A 19426-nucleotide genomic window follows, 5' to 3' on the forward strand; every position below is an offset into this window, starting at 1 on the left:
CCGTACTCAAGCCGCACTGAAGACCAAGGTCGGTCCCCGGGCGGCTATTCCCCTGCGCGGGGAGAGTTCATACGGCCGCAATGATCGCCGGCCGCCCCCGGACCTGGGCATACCTGGTGGACGCGTACCGTTGAAACGAGAAACCACTGATCACGCTCGCCCGGCGGACCCGCGCCGCAGCGGCCTGGAGGCACCACCCGTATGCACGTCACCCGAGGCTTCACCGGACGCCCGCGCGTCCCCGACGCCGGCCTGCCGCCCGGCCAGTACGATGCGGGCGACGACTGGCCCGTCCTGTCCGCCGAGGTCACCCCCGACCTCGCACCGGCCGACTGGACGTTCCGCGTCGACGGACTCGTGGAGCACCCGCGCACCTGGAACTGGACGCAGGCACACGAACTGCCCGCGTCTGCCTACGAGGGTGACATCCACTGTGTGACGAGCTGGTCGAAGTTCGGGGTGCGGTTCGGGGGTGTCTCGCTGGACGCGTTCTTCGATGTGGTGCGGCCCCATGTGTCCGCCACACATGTGGTCGCGTATTCGCACACCGGGTACACCACGAACCTCCCGCTCGAAGACGTGACCGGCGGTCGCGCCTGGATCGCGTGGGAGTACGACGGCAAGCCGCTGCCCGCCGAGCACGGCGGCCCCGCCCGGCTGCTGGTGCCGCACCTGTACTTCTGGAAGAGCGCCAAGTGGATCGCGGGCCTGCGTCTCCTCGACCACGACGAGCCCGGCTTCTGGGAGCAGAACGGCTATCACGCCCGGGGCAACCCCTGGGAGGAACAGCGGTACTCCGGTGACTGACACCTTCGCGCCGACCACGAAGTTCGCGGTGCCGGGACGCATCGCCGTGAGCAACCGCGCCGCCGCCGTCTGGCAGACCGCCACGCTCACCGAGATCCGCCGGGAGACCCCGCACGCCGCCACGTTCCGCTTCGCGGTGCCCGGCTGGGGCGGCCATCTGCCCGGCCAGCACCTGATGCTGCGGCTGCGTGCCGAGGACGGCTATGTGGCACAGCGCCACTACTCGATCGCCTCGCACCCGGACGACACCGGGCATGTGGAGCTGACCCTGGACCACGTCGAGGGCGGCGAGGTGTCGGGCTGGTTCCACACGGTGGCCAGGCCCGGTGACGAGGTCGAGGTCCGCGGCCCGCTGAGCGGCTTCTTCGCCTGGCCCGGCGACCGGCCCGCCCTGCTGCTGGGCGCCGGTTCCGGGGTCGTACCGCTGATGTCGATGCTCCGGCAGCACCGGGCACGGGACCTGTCCGTGCCGCTGCGGCTGGTGGTGTCGGCGCGCAGTCCCGAGGAGTTGATCTACGCGCGGGAGTACGGCGCGGAGACCACGGCCGTGTTCACACGCAGCGCGCCGGAGGGTGTGCCGGTGGGACGTATGGCCGCCGCACATGTGGCGCCCCTCCTGGCCGAGCAGCCCGCCGGTGGGTGGGAGGCCTATGTGTGCGGCTCCAACGGCTTCGCCGAGCACGCCTCCCGGCTGCTGGTCGAGGCGGGCCAGCCGGTGGACCGCATCCGCATCGAGCGGTTCGGCTGAGGATCGGTTCGGTTCGGTTCGTCTGAGGATCGGCCCGGCGGCACGCGCCCTCCCGGCCGATCCACTCGGCTCCGGTTGAGAGAAGTACCTCGGAGGGGGTACGACTTCTGTGTGGACGCTCGCATGCGTGCGCGGTGTCGAGGCGGCGGCGGACCGGCCCCACAGGGGCTTCCGGCCTTACGGTTCCTCGGCTCCGGTGACGGCGAGGAGACCGACATGCGGACCCGGGTACGGAGTCGACGCCGGCGGCGGAATCCGCTGCGGCGCCGGTCGGATGTCGTGGAGGCGTGGACAGCGCTGGCCGTCACCCTCCTGCTGTTCGTCGGCGCGCCCCTGGCCGGCGCCGCAGCGGGCCTGTGGGCCCATGACCAGGCCCGGACCATCGCCGCGACCCAGCACGCCGACCGCCACCGCGTCCACGCGAAGGTCATCGGCACCCCGCCCGCCGAACTCCCCTCGGTGGAGGGGAACCGCCCGCGCAGCTTCCCGGTGGCGGTGCGCTGGACGGAACCGGGCAGGGGCTCGCGTACGGCCACGGTCGCGGTCCCCGCGGGCACGGGACGCGGTGACGTGGTGGCCGTATGGCTCGACGCCAAGGGCCACAGTGTCGCCCCGCCACCGGGTGAAGTAGCTGTCTGGCAGCACACGTTGACCGTCGGCGTGTGGTCGGCGGCCGGTGTGATCGGCGTGGCCCTGCTCGCGCGCGCCGTGACCCAACGGATCTCCCTCCGACACCGGTTGGCCGAGTGGGAACGGGACTGGGCGCTGACGGAACCGCAGTGGACGCGACGGCGGGCGTGACCAACCGGATGCGACGGGCGGCGGGCGTGACGGACCCGATGCGACAGGCAGCGGGCGTGACGGACCCGGTGTGCCGCGCGGCGAGCGTGACGCACCGGAGACCGCGCGCGCCGGGCGTGGCGAGTCACCCGTGGCCACCTCGACCGTCCTCACACCCCAACAGCCCACACCCACAAGGCAGTTGAGACATCCCGCCTCAACCCACCCTCACCCCACCCTCAGCCCCCGCCTCCCCACCCCTCCCCTCCCTACACCGCGCGCTGCATCCGCCGAGCAACCCGCCCATGGTCCCGCAGCACATCCCGCAACCCCGCCAGCACCGGCTCGCCCCGCTCCACCAGCACCCGCCCGCCCACCACGGTCGTCCACGCCCGCGCGGGCCCACACCGCAGCCACGCCTCGACGGGATCACTCAACGCTCCGGCCAGCGCGACCTCGTGCAGATCCCAGACAACGAGGTCGGCACAGGCCCCCGGCCGCAGATGCCCCAACTCGTCGGCCCGCCCCAGACACCGCGCCGAACCCCGGGTGGCGATGTCGAGGGCGTCCCGCGCGGTCATCGCACCGGGCCCGCCCCGATACCGCCCCAGCAGCAGCGCACCCCGCGTCTCCATCCACAACGAGGCGTGATCGGTCGAGGCGGAACCGTCGCAGCCGATCCCCACCGGCAGACCCAGCTCGCGCATCTCCTTCACTCGCGCCGTGCCGCCCCCGATGAGCATGTTGGAGCTGGGGCAGTGCGCCACGCCCACGCCCGCGGCGGCGAGGCGGCGCAGTTCGTCGTCGTTGGGGTAGATGCAGTGCGCGACCCACGTCCGGTCGCTCATCCACCCGGTGTCCTCGAAGTACTCGACGGGCCGGCAGCCGTAGGTCTCCAGGCAGTAGGTGTCCTCGTCGCGGTCCTCGGCGAGGTGCGTGTGCAGGCGCACGTCGTACCGCTCGGCGAGCTCCGCGGTCGCCGTCATCACGTCCTTCGTCACCGAGAACGGCGAGCAGGGAGCCAGCGCGACCCGGATCAGCGCGCCCGGTTCCGGGTCGTGGTGGGCCTTGATCAGCCGCTCGCTGTCGGCCAGCACCTCGTCCGTGCTCTGCGTGACGCTCCTGGGCGGCAGTCCCCCGTCCTCGACGGAGCGGGTCATCGAGCCTCGGGTCGCGTGGAAGCGGAAGCCGATGTCACGGGCGGCGCGGATCTCTGCGTCGACCAGGAAGGGGCGCGGATGCACATAGAGGTGGTCGGAGGATGTGGTGCAGCCACCCATGAGGAGTTCCGCCATACCGACGTACGCCGACACGTACGCGGCCTCCTCGTCGAGGCCCGCCCACAGCGGGTAGAGCGTGGTCAGCCAGTCGAAGAGGGTGCCGTTGACGGCGGGGGCGTAGGAGCGGGTGAGGTTCTGGTAGATGTGGTGGTGCGTGTTGATCAGGCCGGGGGTGACGAGCCGCCCGGATGCGGAGAGGGTCGTACTCGCCTCGGGTTCGGACCCTCCCGCGCCGACGGCGGTGACCCGGCCACCCGTGACGGCGACCCAGCCGCCCGGGATCTCCCGCTCACCGTCCACGACGAGCAGTTCGGCGTCCTTGACCAGCAGATCCACGGCAGACGACATGCCGACAGGGTAGGCGCGGGGCGGCGTAAAAGCCTGGCGAGTCCTCCGATGTCACACGTACGGTGTGATCATCTGCGCTCACCCTTCACAAAGGCGGTCATCGATGGCCCTGTTCGACCTTCCGCTCGACGAACTCCGCGACTACCGCAGCGAGTCCGCCGAGCCCGAGGACTTCGACGCCTTCTGGTCCAAGACCCTCCAGGAGACCCGTGAGCACGATCTGGACGCCCGCTTCGAACCGGTCGACACGGGACTGTCCACGGTGAAGGTGTACGACGTGACGTTCGCCGGGTTCGGCGGTCACCCGGTGAAGGGCTGGCTGCGACTGCCGGCCGACGCGACCCAACCCCTGCCGCTGGTAGTGGAGTTCGTCGGTTACGGCGGCGGGCGCGGCCTCCCGCACGAGAACCTGTTGTGGGCCTCGACGGGCCGCGCGCACTTCGTGATGGACACGCGCGGGCAGGGCAGCGCGTGGGGCGGCGGCGGTGGCACTCCGGACCCGGTGGGCGGCGCGCCCGCGTACCCCGGTTTCATGACCCGGGGCATCGACGCCCCCGAGAACTACTACTACCGCCGCGTGTTCACGGACGCCGTGCGAGCCGTCGAGGCGGCCCGTTCGCACCCGCTGGTCGATCCCGCGCGCACGGTGGCCCTCGGCGCCAGCCAGGGCGGCGGCATCGCCATCGCCGTGGGCGGGCTGGTCGGCGACCTGGCCGCGATCGCGCCGGACGTGCCGTTCCTGTGCGACTACCCGCGCGCCGCGACCCTCACGGACCGCCACCCGTACCGCGAGATCGGCAGCTACCTCAAGACCCACCGCGGCCGCACGGACGACGTCCTGCGCACGCTCTCGTACTTCGACGCCGTCCACTTCGCGTCCCGGGGCCGCGCTCCCGCCCTCTTCTCGACGGCCCTGGAGGACCAGACCTGCCCGCCCTCCACGGTGTTCGCCGTGTTCAACGCGTGGGCGCACGAGGACAAGAAGATCGAGGTGTACGACTTCAACGACCATGAGGGCGGCGGCCCTTACCATGACGCGACCAAGCTGGACTGGCTGCGGTCGTACGTCTGAGGGGTGCGGTACGGACACGTATGAGGCCGCCGAACACTTCGTGCGGGTCTGGGCGCGCGCCTGGGCCGAGCACGACGTGGCCGCGCTGCTGGAGCTGTACGCCGAGGACTGCGTCCACCGCTCGATGCCGTTCCGTGAACCCCACCGGGGGCGGGCCGAGTTGGGCGACTGTCTCCGGTGGTCGTTCGCGTCGGAGCAGGTGGGCGATGTGCGGTTCTCGGCGCCGGTCGTCGGCCAACACGGCGTCACCGTGGCCGAGTTCAGGGTGCTGGCCGAGGAGGACGGCGAACCGTCCACCCTCGCGGGCTGCGTCTTCGTGCGCTTCGACGGCGACGGTCTGGCCGTGGAGACCCGCGACTACTGGCACACGGAGCCGGGGCACCGGGAGCCGACCGGCTCCTTGTTCCTGAAGTTCCCGAACTGAGCGTACGGCGCCTTCCGGTCAGTCCGACCAGTCGGTATGTTCAGGGGGTCCGGGCCGCAGCGTCGCGGCCCGGGCGTCCGGCACACCACGGAGGCCCCATGTCCGAGCACCAGCCAGCCGTCGACGGCCACTGCGACCCGCGCTTCTCGGCGGTCCGCACGGCGTTCGAGGAGAACTTCCGGGACCGCGACGAACTGGGCGCCGCAGTGACCGTCACCATCGACGGCGAGACCGTGGTCGACCTCTGGGGCGGCTGGGCCGACGCGGCCCGCACCCGCCCCTGGGAGCGGGACACGCTGGTCAACGTGTGGTCGACGACGAAGGGCCCGGTGGCCCTGTGCGCGCACATCCTCGCCGACCGCGGCCTGCTCGACCTCGACGCCCAAGTGGCCACGTACTGGCCGGAGTTCGCCGCCGCCGGCAAGGAGAACATCCTCGTACGCCACCTGCTCTCCCACCGCGCCGGACTGGCGGGCCTGCGCGAGCCGCACTCCCTCGCGCAGCTCTACGACTGGGAGTTGACCACAGAACGCCTCGCGGCCATGGAGCCCTGGTGGGAACCGGGCACGCAATCCGGGTACCACGCGCTGACCTACGGCTTCCTCGTCGGCGAAGTCGTGCGCCGCGTCTCGGGGTTGCTGCCGAGCGCCTTCCTGGAGCGCGAGGTCACCGGCCCGCTCGGCATCGACTTCACCATCGGGCTGCCCGAGAAGGAGGCCGGCCGGGCGGCCGAACTGGTGCATCCGCCCGCCGCGTCGGCGAGTGAACAGGCCGCGGTCTTCAGCCAGTTGGCGCCCGCTGCCATCGCCGCACTGACCAACCCGCTCGCGGGCGCGGCCGAGGCCAACACCCCGAGTGGCGCGCCGCGGAGATCCCGGCCGCGAACGGCCACGGCACGGCACGCGCCATAGCGGCGCTCTACGGCGTCTTCGCCGGGCGCGGGACCTACGACGGCCACCGCGTCCTCTCCCCCGAGGCGGCCGAGCGGGTGCGCGAGGGGCAGGGCAGCTGCCGTGACCTGGTGCTCGGCTCGGGCTTCGCGCACGACACGGAGGTCGGGCTCGGCCTGTGGCTCAGCGGCCCGAACGGATCGTACGGCCGTAACCCGAGGGCTTTCGGACACGACGGGTTCGGCGGCTCCTTCGGTCTCGCCGACCCGGAGGCGGGGGTGTCGATGGGCTATGTGATGAACCGGATGGGGCCTCATATCGCCGACGACCCGCGGAAGATGACCCTGATCGACGCCGTGCACGAGGCCCTGTGAGGGGTGATCGGCGCGGGTCGCTTTCGGCCTAACTGCCCTGCCGCTCTTCCCTGGTGGTTTAGACCAATGCTAGATCTGGTCGCGCAACGAGCCCGCACGGCTACGAATCGTCACCAGTTCTGCAATCAGTCTTGTCACCAACAGGAGGCGCGGCATGGCCCGCACCACCCCCCACGACCACCCGACCGCCGACGACCAGCCCCTCTACGGGAAGGTCGCCACCCAACTGCTCGGCGAACTCCACGACGGCACCATCCCGCCCGGTGAACGCCTGCCCGGCGAACGGCAGTTGGCCGAACACTTCCAGGTCAGCCGGGAGACCATAAGACAGGCGCTGGAGGTGCTGCGCAGGGACGGCCTGGTCGCCACCGACCGGCGCGGCAGCCACGCCACCCTGGCCGGACAGCCCGTCGAGACCCCGTCCTCGCTCACCTTCCCGGTCGGCGCCCGCAGCACGGACCCGACGGGCTTCGACCGGGCCACCGTGGCCTGGGAGACTCCCCCGCCGGACCACGCGAAGGCCCTGGGCATCGCCCCGCACCGCCCGACCCTGGTGCACCGCTACGCGTCCGCGGCGGCCGACGGCAGCGGACTCCGTACGGCCCTCACGTCCTTCTCGGCGGTGGCGCTGGCCGAGGTGGAGGAACTGGCCCGCTACCGCGACCGCGCCGACGGCTCCGCCGCAGCCCAACTCCGGCGCACCTACGACTGGATGCGCCGGGCCGGCCTGACCCTGCACCACCGGGACGCGATCACCCAGGTCGCCGACGCGCCCTCGGTGCGCGTGACCCGCCGCGTGCACGACCAGTACACGCGCCCGCTGGAGATCACCGACCTGGTGGTGGAGGCCCAACAGGACGCCCTGATCTACGAGTTCACGCTGCCCGCAGCGGGCTGACGCCAAGGAGGTCGGCGCGCGGCGGGTCCCAACTCGCCGCGCGCCGAGCCGACTTACGCGCTTGTGAGCACGACCAGCTGCTGCGTCGCCCGGGTCATCGCCACATAGTGATCGACGGCTCCTTCGATGCCCTCGCCGAACTGCTCCGGGTCGAGGAGGACGACCAGGTCGAACTCAAGTCCCTTGGACAGCACGGGAGTCAGCGCCCGGACGCGCGGCCTCGCCCGGAAGATGTCCGCGTCCGTCTCGGCCGTACCGATGACACAGCCGATCCCGTCCGCGTGCTCGGCGAGCCAGGTGTCCAGGACCGACTCCAGTTCGGCGGTGTGTCCGTGCACGACGGGGATGCCGCTGCTGCGGATGGAGGTCGGCACGTTGGCGTCCGGGAGCACGGCACGGATGACCGGCTCGGCTTCCGTCATGATCTCTTCCGGGGTGCGGTAATTGACCGTCAGGGAGGCCAGGTTGACGCGGTCGAGGCCGACCCGCCTCAGCCGTTCCTGCCACGACTCGGTGAAGCCGTGCCGGGCCTGGGCGCGGTCGCCGACGACGGTGAAGCTGCGGGACGGGCAGCGCAGCAGGAGCATCTGCCATTCCGCGTCGGTCAGTTCCTGTGCCTCGTCCACGACGATGTGCGCGAACGGCCCGGCGAGCAGGTCGGGTTCGATGGCGGACACCTGCGCGGCCTCGTCGATCAGCGCGTCCCGCAGGTCCTTTCCGTGGAGCATGCCCATCGCGCCCTCGCTCTCGTCGATCTCGACGTTCTGCAGCAGGCTGTCGATGACGTCGGTCCGGCGGGAGTGCTCGGCGGCGACGGCGGCTTCCTGCCGGCGCTTGCGGCGCGCCGACTCCGGGTCGCCGAGCCGTTGGCGTGCCGCGTCGAGCAGCGGCAGGTCGGACACCGTCCAGGCCTGCGCGTCCGCCCGCTGCAACCGCTGCACCTCGTCGCGGCTCAGCGAGGGGGCGCACTTGCGCAGGTACGCCGGTACCGTCCACAGGTCGCCGACGAGGTCGGCCGCTTCGAGCAGCGGCCACGCGCGGTTGAAGGCGGTGAGCAGTTCCCGGTTCTGCCGCAGCGAGCGGCGGAGTTGCTCGGGCGTGACCTGCCCGCCCTCTCCGTCCTGCGGCGCGGCGGTGTCGTCGTGCTTGTCGACCAGGATCGTGAGCAGTTCCTGCCAGACCTGCTCGCGGCCCTCGTTGTGCGGGGTGCCGGGTTCGGCGGCCTCGAACGCGACGGCCCAGTCCTCGGCGCTCAGCGGGATGTCGGACCAGTGGGTGGTGACGTTCATGCCCTTGGTGGGCGGCTCCTCGTAGAACCGGACGGCGGGTTCGATCGCCCGCACCAGTTCCACGGACGACTTCAGCCGCGCCACCTCCGGGTCGGCCTCCACGACCGCCGCCGCGCCCTCGGCGACGAGGTCCCGCAGGATGCAGGTCTGCACGCCCTCCTCGCCGAGGCTGGGCAGGACGTCGGCGACGTAGTCCAGATAGGGCCGGTGCGGACCGACGAACAGCACGCCGCCCCTGCGGTGCCCGAGCCGCGGATCGGAGTAGAGGAGGTAGGCGGAGCGGTGCAGGGCGACGACGGTCTTGCCGGTGCCGGGGCCGCCGTCGACGACGAGCGCGCCGCGTGATCCCGCGCGGATGATGGCGTCCTGGTCGGCCTGGATGGTGCCGAGGACGTCGCGCATCCGGCCCGAGCGGTTGCCGCCGAGGCTGGCGATGAACGCGGACTGGTCGTCGAGCGCGGCGTGCCCGGCGAAGCCGTCGGCGGTGAACACCTCGTCCCAGTAGTCGCTGATCCGGCCGCGCGTCCAGCGGTACCTGCGGCGGCTCGCCAGCCCCATCGGGTTGGCGTGGGTCGCGCCGAAGAACGGCTCCGCCGCCGGGGAGCGCCAGTCGAGGAGCAGACGCCGGCCCGTGCTGTCGGTCAGGCCGAGCCGTCCGATGTACACGGGCTCGGAGGTGTCGGCGTCCACCATGTGGCCAAGACACAGGTCCAGGCCGAAGCGACGTAGGGTGCGCAGCCGTGTGGTGAGCCGGTGGATCTCCGTGTCCCGGTCCATGGCCGCCCGGCCGATGCCGCCGGGTGCCCTGCGCGCGGTGTCGAGGCTCTCGGTCAGTTCCGCGATCGACCGGTCGAGGCTCTCCGCGATCGCCGCGAAGTGCTGCTCGTCGGCGGCGATCAGCGCCGGGTCGGCCTTGGCGGAGAGCCGGTCGGGAAGGTCGAAGGCGCTGGTGGTCAGGGGGTTCACGGCATCAATTCCGATCTGGGGTCGCTCACGGCCCGGCGTGCGGCTGGGCGTGGGGACCGGTGCGTGCTGTTTCTCGTGTGCTCGGTTCGGCCGGTTCACGCGTGCGTGGACCGCCCTTCCCCGCTGACCATGTCGTGGAGCATCTTCGCGGCCACTGTCGTCCCGTCCGTGCGGAGCATGCCCGCCACGGTCCGTGCCCGGGTCCGGACATCGGGGGCCAGGACGGTGGCGAGCGCGGCCGACAGGGAGTCGTAGGTCGGCGTCGGACCGTCGTGCGCCACGCCGATGCCCAGCTCGGCCACCCGTGCCGCCCAGTATGGCTGGTCCACGATCTGCGGCACGACCACCTGAGGCGCGCCGGACAGCGTGGCCGCCGTCGTGGTGCCCGCACCGCCGTGGTGCACGACCGCGGCGACCCGGCCGAACAGCGCCTGGTGGTTGACCTCGCCCACGCCGAAACAGTCGTCCCGGTCGTCGATCGGGGCCAGGTCCGCCCAGCCGCGGCCGAGGACGACACGGCGGCCCTGCGCGCGGACCGCTTCGACGGCGATCCGGGCGGCGTCCGGCGAGGTGCGCAGGGCCATGCTGCCGAAGCCCACGTACACCGGCGGCCCGCCCGCCTCCAGGAACGCCTCCAGATCCGCCGGGAGCGGGCGCTCGTCGGGCAGGATCCACGACCCGGTCACCGCGAGGTCGAGATCCGTCTGGTCCTGCCACGGGAACAGGTCCGGGTCCGAGGCCAGCCACGGCCGCTCGGTGAACGCGTGGTCGCGGACGTTGTCCACCGGCGGCAGACCGATCGCCGCCCGGTGCCGGTTCTCCGCCTCGCGGTACAGCGCGTTCACCCGCTGGGCGTCCTCCTCCCACAGCACCTTGATGTCGGTCTCCTCCAGCGAGGACTGGTGGCCGGGCCGCGACGGCGGCCGGTGCTTCGACGACGGCAGACCGGCCGTGTGGAAGCAGGCGAACACATAGTGGATGCCCAGTTTCTCGGCCACCGAGCGGGCGCCGGTCGGCATCAGGCCGCTCGCCAGCAGCACGTCGCACCCCTCGGCCGCCGGCAGCAGCGTCTCGTACCGGGCGGCGACCAGCTCGGGCGCGAGCTGGAACGCGGTCGCCGCCGACGGCGGCCTCGCCCCGGTCACCACCGAGCGCACCGACGGACCGAGCGGCACCAGCGGCACACCGGCCCGGGCCAACAGCTCCACGAACTCCTCGTCCGGCGGCGCGGCGACACGCACCTCCGCGCCGAGCTCCAGCAGACGCGACGCGAGTCCCGCCACGGGTTCGACATCCCCGCGCGATCCCCACGTCGTCAACAACACACGCATTCCGCGACTCCCGTTTCCGCAGGTCATGCCCTCAGGCCGGACATTCTGCGGCACGACGGGGGCCTTGCCGCAAGCCCCCCGGTGCGCTATACGTTAAGAAGGGAAGAGGAGTGACGACACCTCCCTTTCCACCCTCCCCCGCAGAACTCGCGAAACTCGCGGCGAGAAAATCCGCCGCCGATGTCGAGATCCCGCGCCCGGCTCCGTCCCCGAGGTGAACGCGCCCACAATGGGTCGTACCGGCACCGAGGAGAACGACCATGGCCAAGTACCTGCTCCTGAAGCACTACCGCGGCGCCCCCACCGCCGTGAACGACGTCCCCATGGACCAGTGGGCACCCGAGGAGATCACGGCCCACGTCCAGTACATGAACGACTTCGCGGCCCGGCTGGAGAAGACCGGCGAGTTCGTCGACAGCCAGGCGCTCTCCCCCGAGGGGACGTTCGTCCGCTACGACGGCGAAGGCCGCCCGCCGGTCACCGACGGCCCGTTCGCCGAGACCAAGGACGTCATCGCCGGCTGGATGGTGATCGATGTCGACAGCTACGAGCGTGCCGTGGAACTGGCCGGTGAGCTGTCGGCCGCGCCCGGGGCCGGTGGCAGGCCGATCCACGAGTGGCTGGAACTGCGCCCGTTCCTGGGCGTGCACTCCACCATCACGGACACGGAGTGCACCTTTAAGTGAACGAGGTCCAGCTGAGGAGCCTCACGCCGAGTGTGCTCGGGATCCTCGTCCGCCGCGGAGCAGACTTCGCGGCGGCCGAGGACGCCGTACAGGACGCGCTCGTCGAGGCGGTCCGGGTGTGGCCGGACGATCCGCCGCGGGACGCGAAGGGCTGGCTGGTCACGGTGGCGTGGCGGCGGTTCCTCGACGCGACGCGGGCGGAGACCGCCCGCCGCAGGCGCGAGGACCTCGTGGAGGAGGAGCCGGCCCCCGGGCCCGCGCCCGCCTCGGACGACACGCTCCAGCTCTACTTCCTGTGCGCCCACCCGAAGTTGACGCCGTCGTCGGCGGTCGCGCTCACCCTGCGCGCCGTCGGCGGGCTCACCACCCGGCAGATCGCGCAGGCGTACCTCGTGCCCGAGGCGACGATGGCGCAGCGGATCAGCCGGGCCAAGCGCACTGTCTCCGAGGTGCGGTTCGACCAGCCCGGCGATGTCGCGACCGTGCTGCGCGTCCTCTACCTGGTGTTCAACGAGGGCTACTCCGGCGATGTCGACCTCGCCGCCGAGGCGATCCGGCTCACCCGGCAGCTCGCCGCCGCGATCGACCACCCCGAGGTCGCGGGCCTGCTCGCGCTGATGCTGCTGCACCATGCCCGGCGCGCCGCCCGGACCGCGCCGGACGGCAGCCTGGTCCCGCTCGCCGAGCAGGACCGCGGCCGCTGGGACACGTCGGCGATCACCGAGGGCGTCACCATCCTCCAAGTCGCCCTAGCCCGCGACCGGTTGGGCGAGTTCCAGGCGCAGGCGGCGATCGCGGCGCTGCACGCGGACGCGCCCGCCGCCGAGGAGACGGACTGGGTGCAGATCGTCGAGTGGTACGACGAACTCACGCGCCTGACCGACAACCCGGTGGTCCGCCTCAACCGCGCGGTCGCCGTGGGCGAGGCCGACGGCCCACGCGCCGGGCTGGCCGCGCTCGCGGTACTGGACGACTCCCTCCCCCGGTACACGGCGGTGGCGGCCTATCTGCACGAACGCGACGGCGACCTCAAGACGGCGGCCCGGCTGTACGCGGAGGCCGCGCGCAAGGCCCCCGATCTCGCCGAGCGCGACCATCTGACCCGCCAGGCCGCCCGGCTCAACACCCACCGGTCTCATTGACGGACATGTCGCCGCCGGGGCCGTGTTCGTGGCCGGTGCCGCGGTGACCGCGTTCGCCGTCACCGCCGGCCGACAGCAGCCCACTGAAAGCGCCGCTCCGGTCCACATGGGCTGATCCCACATATCAGGCACCACCACATCGAACCGCTGGAGCGGACTGCTCCTCGCCGTCCTGACGGTCCGGGCCGAGGAGCACCTCTCGATCACTCCCACTGGTACTGCAGGTACTTCCCGTCGAGGGTGATGACGACCCGGTCACCGGCCGGATCGGGCGCGCGGCTGACGTCGAGGCGGAAGTTGATGGCGCTCATGATGCCGTCGCCGAACTCCTCGTGGATCAGTTCCTTGATGGTGGGTCCGTAGACCTGGACGACCTCGTAGAGCCGGTAGATCGTCGGGTCCACGGGTACGGCCGCGTCCAACGCGCCCCGAGTTGGCTGGAGTTGGAAGGCGAGGGCGGCGTCCTCGCCGAGTTCCAGGAGAGCCGCGGCCGTCGCCGCCTCGTCCTTCGACATGGGGTGCTGGCCCAGCAGGGCCGCGGTCGTCCACGCGAGCGGGCGGCCCACAGCCTCCGCCAACTGGGCCCATGTGACACCGGTCTTCACCTTGGCCTGACGGACCGCTTCGCCGGCTTCACCCTTGCTGAGCATGTACAACTCCGTTCCCGGACAGCACTCTTGCCCCCACGCGGTTCAGCGTAGGAGATCACCCAGGCCGCGACAATGGCGTCCTCCCGCACCAAGTGCGGCCGTACACCAGACTCCAGGACCCCACGGACGCATACTGCGGGCATGACCCACATCGACGCACAGCAGATCGAGCGGGCGAACGCCCTCGAACGCACGCCGGTCGTCTTCGTCCACGGTCTGTGGCTGTTGCCGAGCAGTTGGGACCGCTGGGCGGCGCACTTCGAGCAGGCCGGGTACGCGCCGGTCTCGCTGTCCTGGCCCGACGACCCGGAGACGGTCGAGGAGGCCAACGCGCACCCCGAGGTCATGGCGGGCAAGACGGTCGGCCAAGTCGCCGACCACCTCACCGAGTTGATCGGCACGCTGACCCGTAAGCCGGCGATCGTCGGCCACTCCTTCGGCGGACTGCTCACGCAGATCCTCGCCGGGCGCGGACTGTCCGCCGCGTCCGTGGCGATCGACCCGGCGCCGTTCCGGGGCGTGTTGCCCCTCCCGATCTCCGCGCTGCGCTCCTCCGCACCGGTCCTCAGCAACCCCGCCAACCGCAATCGCGCGGTCCCCCTGACCTACGACCAGTTCCGCTACGGCTTCGCCAACGCCGTCGGTGAGGAGGAGGCACGGGAGTTGTACGAGACGTTCGCGGTGCCCGCGCCGGGCGCTCCGCTGTTCCAGGCGGCCACGGCGAACCTCAACCCGTGGACCGAGGCGAAGGTCGACACGGAGAACCCCGACCGCGGCCCGCTCCTGATCATCTCGGGCGAGAAGGACCACACCGTGCCGTGGTCGATCGCCAACGCCTCCTACAAGAAGCAGCAGCACAACAAGAACGTCACCGAGATCACCGAGATCAAGGACCGGGGCCACGCCCTGACCATCGACCACGGCTGGCAGGAGGTCGCGGACACCGCCTTGTCGTTCGTGCGCCGATATGCCTGAACTCCCGTACAGCTGCCGGGCATTGATGAGCACGCGTACGACGCCGATCTCCTCGACCTCGACCGGAGCCCACCGATGACGATTCCCCGTAGACCCTTGCTCCTGGGGGCAGTTGTGGCGGCCGGCACCCTCGCGGCCACCGCGCTCCCCGCCCCGGCGGCATCCGCCACCGGGGGTTCGCACTCCAAGCCGAAGCCCACCGTGGTCCTGGTGCACGGGGCGTTCGCCGACGCGTCCAGCTGGTCGGCCGTGGCCTCCCGGCTCCAGAAGGCGGGGTACACGGTCGTGGCGCCCGCCAATCCGCTGCGCGGGCTGACCTCGGACGCCGCCTACATCTCCGCGATCCTCAAGACGATCGACGGTCCGAAGGTCGTCGTAGGACACTCCTACGGCGGCGCGGTGATCACCCAGGCGGCCGCGGGCGACGCGAGCGTGAAGGCGCTCGTGTACGTCGCGGCCTTCATGCCCGACAAGGGCGAGCAACTGGGCGAACTCGCGGCGCGGTTCCCCGGGTCGCAGCTGGGCGACGCCTTGCAGCCGCTGCCCGACGGCGCGGGCGGTACCGATCTGGCCATCCGGACGGCGAAGTTCCACGCGGTGTTCACCGCCGACCTCCCGGCGGCCACGTCCGCACTGCTGGGGGCCTCCCAACGCCCCATCAGCGCGGCCGCGTTCACGGACGTCGCCACGGCGGCGGCCTGGCGCGACATCCCCTCGTGGGCCGTCGTGGCGGCACAGGACCGGGCGATCGCACCCGACCTGGAGCGCTTCGAGGCCAAGCGGGCCGGTTCGCACACGACCGTGGTGGACTCCTCGCACGTCGTGATGATCTCCCACCCCGACCTGGTCACAAAGGTCATCAAGTCGGCGGCGACAGCGACCGGTTGAGACCCGCCGCGACTACGGCAGCCGTCGCGCCGCGACCATGCGGACGCGGGGGCTGCCGTCGTCGCGGTCTCCGAACTCGGGCAGCGCGTAGAGGTCGACATCGAAGCCGATCCGCTCCAACTCCGGCCGCACATAACCGAGTTGAAAGTCCCGGTAGTACATGACGAACGGCGGTCGCCAGACCGCGTTGCGCACCTTCATCGCCGCGTCGAAGCCGGACAGCATCCAGTACGCGGGAGAGGTCGGGCGGGGCGGTGCCACGACGGGGAAGGCGAAGCAGCCGCCAGGGCGCAGTACGGAGCGGACCTGTTCGAACAGCCCCGGCAGTTCGCGGGGCAGGAAGTGGCCGAACGCCCCGAAGCTCACCACCAGGTCGAAGGCCGCAGTGAACGGCAGGGCCCGGGCGTCGCCGCGCACCCAAGAGACGCGGGGTTCACTGCTCGTCACCTGCTCCCGCGCGACGTCGAGCATGCCCGCGCTGAAGTCCACGCCGGTGACGCTCACTTGGCACACCTTCGTCAGCACCTCGACGCCCGCGCCGGTGCCGCAGCACAGGTCGAGTCCGTCGTCGAAGGGGCCGACGCGGCGCAGCATCGTGGCGACCGCGTCGAGGAGCGGGGCCGGGGTGCGGAACGGGGTGTGGTCAAACTTGGGCGCGAGGAGGTCGTAGCCGTGCTCGACGGACGACAGGGCCTGGACGGCGAGTTCGCGCAGACTGGGGCCTTCGGGGCTGAACATCCGGGTCAGCCTAGGGCAACGCGCTGCTTGAGGATCGCCAGAACGCGCTCGCACCAGCGCAGGTTCTCCTCCTCGAAGCTGATCCCGGCCATCAGCGTGAGATACGGCCCGACGCGCTCGGCGTCCCCGAGGTACTCCTCCTCGGTCCGGCCGCCGAGAAGACGGTCCCGTACGCGCTCGTAGCGGTCGAGCTTGCCGCGCGACCACGACCTGCGCTCCTCGATCAGCTCGCGGGTCACGGCGGGGTCGGTGCCGTCCATGGCCTGGATCTTGATGAGGAGTTCGTCGCGGATGGCGGTGGGGCGACGGGGCGGTTCGGCGGCGAAGGTGTCGAGGTCGCGGCGGCCGGCCTCGGTGAGCGTGAACATCCTTTTGTTGGGCCTGCGTTCCTGCTGTACGACCCGTGCCTCGATCAGTCCGTCCTGCGCGAGGCGCTCCAGTTCGCGGTAGAGCTGCTGCGGTGTCGCGGGCCAGAAGTTCGCCAGCGACACGTCGAACACCTTCGCCAGCTCGTAGCCCGAGGCCTCGCCTTCCAGGAGGGCCGCGAGGACCGCGTACTTGAGGGACATGTGGACACGCTAACAGCCGTTGATTAGTCTCATCCACACCTACTCAACTAATTGACTATGAGGTGAGCCGATGCGTGCGTTCCGTGAGGCGGTCGAGGCGCAGGACATGGACGCCGTCGAGGCGCTGCTGGCCGAGGACGTGGTCTTCACCAGCCCGGTCGTGTTCAAGCCGTACCCCGGGAAGGCGATCACCGCGGCGATCCTGCACGGGGTGGCACGGGTCTTCGAGGACTTCCGGTACGTACGGGAGATCGGCGACCCGGACGGCAGCGACAGCGCGCTGATGTTCGCCGCGCGGGTCGGCGACCGGGAGCTGACCGGCTGCGACTTCATCCATGTGAATGAGGAGGGTCTGATCGACGAACTGACGGTCATGGTGCGGCCGTTGTCGGGGGCGCAGGCTCTTCAGGCGGCCATGGGTGCGCAGTTCGAGCGGATCGCGAAGGAGGCGGAGGCGCGGCTCGCGTGAGGCCCGGTGCCTGAGCCCTGAGCGGCACGCGCCCCCGCCATCGCTCACGCCACGGTCAGCGTGAGCGCGCCCGTGTAGGTCTGGCCCGGCGTGATGGCCGTGGCCGTCCCGTCGACCGTCAGCGTGACCTTCTTGCCGCGGGGCGCCTTGACGGTCGCGTCGGCGGCGAGGGCGAGCCGGGTCAGGTACGAGGTGCCGGTGACCGTCCAGGTCGAGCCACTGTTCAGCCGCACGATCGCGCCGTTGTTGACGGCGGCCTGGGTGGTGTTGGTGACGATGCCGAGCTCGTAGAAGGTCTCCGCGTCGATGCTGGAGACGCGGTGCTTGGCCTTCGTCGCAGAGATGATCCCCTCGACACTCGCGCTCTCGAAGGTGAGGACCATGTTCTTGCCGGTGCGCATGCCGTTGTAGAAGTCGCCCTTCAAAGCTATGGAGTTGAAGGTGGCGGCGCCATCAGTGGCGTGCACGGCGGTCGGGTCGAAGGTCGCATCCTTGGCCGGGTCGCCGGTGGGCTCGGTGTAGACGCCGATGTTCATCATCTTGCCGTTGACGGGGACCGGGCCCGGGTCGTCCAGCTCGATCATCTGGAGGATGATCCCGTCGCGCGGGTTGAGCCGGGCGCCCTGCGATCCGTCGACGCTGATCGTGGTCTGCTGGCCCTTGTTGAGGAAGGTGGCCCGGTCGGAGTTGATCACCGTGCCGCCATCGAGGGTGAGTTGACCCGCGCCGAAGAACATGTAGCCGAAGTGCCCGGAGTCCACGACGGTGTTGCGCGCCGGGATCGACGCCAACTCGGCCTCGGACAGCCCGAGTTCCAGCTCGCTGTTGAGCGCGGCGACGGCGGACCTGATGCTGTCGCCGTAGTGCACGACCGCGGCCGGGCCCGCGATGATGGTCGCGTAGCTGCCGACGTCGAGCCGGGATCCGAGCACTCGCACGGTCGCGTCGCCGATGGCGTAGGTGCCGTAGCCGTACTCCCCCGTGTTGCCGAAGTGGCTGTTGATCGCGGTCAGTTTGAGGCCGCTGCCGCCCTCGACCGACAGGGCGCCCCAAGTCTCGGAGAACACGGTCGAGTTGAGGTAGGTGGCCCTGCTGTTCTTGCCGATGAGGTTGGTGGCGCGGACGTTGCCGTCGAGGCCGAGCATCCAGGGCACGGACTCCATGTACGGGGTTTCCACGGTGGCTTGGTAGTCGGCGGGCAGGACGCCGTTGCGGGCGCGGAGGACGGAGTCCTTGACGATGACGTTCGCCCCGTCGTTGGAGATGACGGCGGTGCGGACGACTCCCTTGTTGTCGATGCGGGCGCCGTCCACGACGAGCGTGGTCGAGGAACCGTCGCCGACGACCGCCGCGCCGTAGCCCGCGAAGTCACAACGACCGTTGCCCGTAAGGGAGATGGAGGGCCGGTCGAGGGTGTAGGTGGCGTCCTGGACGTACACGCCGTCGAAGCACTCGCCGGTCGAGGTGATCGACACGTTCTTCGCGTAGGCGTCGGTGAGCTTGCCGCCGAGGACGGCCGCGAGGACGGACTTGTCCTTGACCACGCCGTCGCTATCGACGTAGACCGCCTGCCGGAAGGGGAAGGTGAGCGTCTCGTACGTCACCTCGTTGGCCGCGGCGACGGTCAGGACGACGTCTCCGCGGTAGGTGCCGGCCTGGATCAGGGTGGCCGTTCCGCCGGTGGCGGTGAGGAGTTGGCCGGTCTCCACGCCGTCGACGGTCAGGGAGAGGCTGGAACCGTCCGGGGCGGCGATCGTGCCGCCCTCGGCGATGGACAGCTCGCTCACGCGGGTGGTCGCGGAGACCGTGTATGTCTCGCCGGATCCGACCGAGATCCGCGTGCCCGAAGTATGCGTAGCCTTCGGGGACTTGAGGGCCGTCGGCGCGGCGGCGGCGGAGACCGCCGGCACCAGTACGGCTCCGGCCGTGGCCGTACCGGCGATCAGGACCGAGCGTCGGGTGATCAGCGTCATTGCTTGCCTTCCCAGGGATCGATGCGCCGTCGCGCAGTGTGACCGGCCGGCCGTCGAACGCGGGATGCGGACGGCCCGGCGGAGGCACCGAAGGTGCGCACGAGGGAGTGAAGCAGCCACGAGAACCAG

Annotated in this window: 18 protein-coding genes and 1 pseudogene; 12 read left to right on the forward strand and 7 right to left on the reverse strand. The window is 71.0% G+C overall.

Annotation, left to right across the window (positions count from 1 at the left end):
* The first annotated feature begins 201 nt into the window (after window positions 1-201).
* The 3 genes from R2B38_RS00960 (at window position 202) to R2B38_RS00970 (ending at window position 2356) form a co-directional block, all read left to right on the forward strand.
* The gene (locus tag R2B38_RS00960) at window positions 202-807 is read left to right on the forward strand and encodes a sulfite oxidase-like oxidoreductase (protein ID WP_318014457.1); all 606 of its coding nucleotides are present in this window, start codon (window positions 202-204) and stop codon (window positions 805-807) included.
* Entirely contained in the window at window positions 800-1555 is a 756-nt protein-coding gene (locus R2B38_RS00965) for a ferredoxin reductase (protein WP_318014458.1), read from the forward strand. Before R2B38_RS00960 ends, R2B38_RS00965 begins: the two co-directional genes overlap by 8 nt.
* A 216-nt stretch (window positions 1556-1771) precedes the next feature.
* Entirely contained in the window at window positions 1772-2356 is a 585-nt protein-coding gene (locus R2B38_RS00970) for a hypothetical protein (RefSeq protein ID WP_318014459.1), read from the forward strand.
* A gap of 248 nt (window positions 2357-2604) precedes the next feature.
* Here R2B38_RS00970 and R2B38_RS00975 read toward each other — a convergent pair whose 3' ends face one another.
* On the reverse strand, window positions 2605-3963 hold the full coding sequence (locus R2B38_RS00975; protein ID WP_318014460.1) for an 8-oxoguanine deaminase: 1359 nt from the start codon (window positions 3961-3963) through the stop codon (window positions 2605-2607).
* Between the two features lie 103 nt (window positions 3964-4066).
* Between R2B38_RS00975 and R2B38_RS00980 the strand changes: the two genes are divergently transcribed.
* The 4 genes and pseudogenes from R2B38_RS00980 to R2B38_RS00995 all read left to right on the forward strand — a co-directional run bounded on the left by R2B38_RS00980 (window position 4067) and on the right by R2B38_RS00995 (window position 7621).
* On the forward strand, window positions 4067-5035 hold the full coding sequence (locus tag R2B38_RS00980) for an acetylxylan esterase (RefSeq protein ID WP_318014461.1): 969 nt from the start codon (window positions 4067-4069) through the stop codon (window positions 5033-5035).
* The gene (locus tag R2B38_RS00985; RefSeq protein ID WP_318014462.1) at window positions 4995-5459 is read left to right on the forward strand and encodes a nuclear transport factor 2 family protein; all 465 of its coding nucleotides are present in this window, start codon (window positions 4995-4997) and stop codon (window positions 5457-5459) included. The genes R2B38_RS00980 and R2B38_RS00985 overlap by 41 nt, the downstream gene beginning before the upstream one ends.
* 98 nt (window positions 5460-5557) lie before the next feature.
* Window positions 5558-6723: pseudogene (locus R2B38_RS00990) on the forward strand (serine hydrolase domain-containing protein).
* A 154-nt stretch (window positions 6724-6877) separates the two neighbouring features.
* On the forward strand, window positions 6878-7621 hold the full coding sequence (locus tag R2B38_RS00995; RefSeq protein ID WP_318014463.1) for a GntR family transcriptional regulator: 744 nt from the start codon (window positions 6878-6880) through the stop codon (window positions 7619-7621).
* 53 nt (window positions 7622-7674) lie between these two features.
* Here R2B38_RS00995 and helR read toward each other — a convergent pair whose 3' ends face one another.
* On the reverse strand, window positions 7675-9876 hold the full coding sequence (helR, locus tag R2B38_RS01000) for an RNA polymerase recycling motor ATPase HelR (RefSeq protein WP_318014464.1): 2202 nt from the start codon (window positions 9874-9876) through the stop codon (window positions 7675-7677).
* Between the two features lie 95 nt (window positions 9877-9971).
* Entirely contained in the window at window positions 9972-11207 is a 1236-nt protein-coding gene (locus R2B38_RS01005; protein WP_318014465.1) for a glycosyltransferase, read from the reverse strand.
* A gap of 260 nt (window positions 11208-11467) precedes the next feature.
* Here R2B38_RS01005 and R2B38_RS01010 point away from each other — a divergent pair, with 260 nt between their 5' ends.
* Together R2B38_RS01010 and R2B38_RS01015 are read left to right on the forward strand one after the other, a co-directional pair.
* Entirely contained in the window at window positions 11468-11893 is a 426-nt protein-coding gene (locus R2B38_RS01010) for a YciI family protein (RefSeq protein WP_318014466.1), read from the forward strand.
* Window positions 11890-13035 carry an RNA polymerase sigma factor gene (locus R2B38_RS01015; protein ID WP_318014467.1) on the forward strand — a complete coding sequence of 382 codons (1146 nt, stop codon included), beginning with the start codon at window positions 11890-11892 and terminating at the stop codon, window positions 13033-13035. The genes R2B38_RS01010 and R2B38_RS01015 overlap by 4 nt, the downstream gene beginning before the upstream one ends.
* Window positions 13036-13238: 203 nt before the next feature.
* On the opposite strand, the gene cynS is transcribed toward R2B38_RS01015, so the two are convergent.
* Entirely contained in the window at window positions 13239-13685 is a 447-nt protein-coding gene (gene cynS, locus R2B38_RS01020) for a cyanase (RefSeq protein WP_318014468.1), read from the reverse strand.
* Window positions 13686-13826: 141 nt separating this feature from the next.
* On the opposite strand from cynS, the gene R2B38_RS01025 reads away from it, so the two are divergent.
* Window positions 13827-14660, forward strand: a complete 834-nt coding sequence (locus R2B38_RS01025) for an alpha/beta hydrolase (RefSeq protein WP_318014469.1) — start codon at window positions 13827-13829, stop codon at window positions 14658-14660.
* A 75-nt stretch (window positions 14661-14735) separates the two neighbouring features.
* Window positions 14736-15548, forward strand: a complete 813-nt coding sequence (locus R2B38_RS01030; RefSeq protein ID WP_318014470.1) for an alpha/beta hydrolase — start codon at window positions 14736-14738, stop codon at window positions 15546-15548.
* A gap of 12 nt (window positions 15549-15560) precedes the next feature.
* Here R2B38_RS01030 and R2B38_RS01035 read toward each other — a convergent pair whose 3' ends face one another.
* Together R2B38_RS01035 and R2B38_RS01040 are read right to left on the reverse strand one after the other, a co-directional pair.
* A complete protein-coding gene (locus tag R2B38_RS01035) occupies window positions 15561-16286 on the reverse strand; it encodes a class I SAM-dependent methyltransferase (RefSeq protein ID WP_318014471.1) in 726 nt (241 codons plus the stop codon).
* A gap of 5 nt (window positions 16287-16291) precedes the next feature.
* Window positions 16292-16855, reverse strand: a complete 564-nt coding sequence (locus R2B38_RS01040) for a PadR family transcriptional regulator (protein ID WP_318014472.1) — start codon at window positions 16853-16855, stop codon at window positions 16292-16294.
* 70 nt (window positions 16856-16925) lie between these two features.
* Here R2B38_RS01040 and R2B38_RS01045 point away from each other — a divergent pair, with 70 nt between their 5' ends.
* Window positions 16926-17324, forward strand: coding sequence for a nuclear transport factor 2 family protein (locus R2B38_RS01045; RefSeq protein WP_318014473.1), 399 nt, complete (start codon window positions 16926-16928; stop codon window positions 17322-17324).
* Window positions 17325-17368: 44 nt separating this feature from the next.
* Here R2B38_RS01045 and R2B38_RS01050 read toward each other — a convergent pair whose 3' ends face one another.
* The gene (locus R2B38_RS01050) at window positions 17369-19297 is read right to left on the reverse strand and encodes a hypothetical protein (RefSeq protein WP_318014474.1); all 1929 of its coding nucleotides are present in this window, start codon (window positions 19295-19297) and stop codon (window positions 17369-17371) included.
* Window positions 19298-19426 lie beyond the last annotated feature (129 nt).

It is taken from the genome of Streptomyces sp. N50, assembly GCF_033335955.1.
GTDB lineage: Bacteria > Actinomycetota > Actinomycetes > Streptomycetales > Streptomycetaceae > Streptomyces.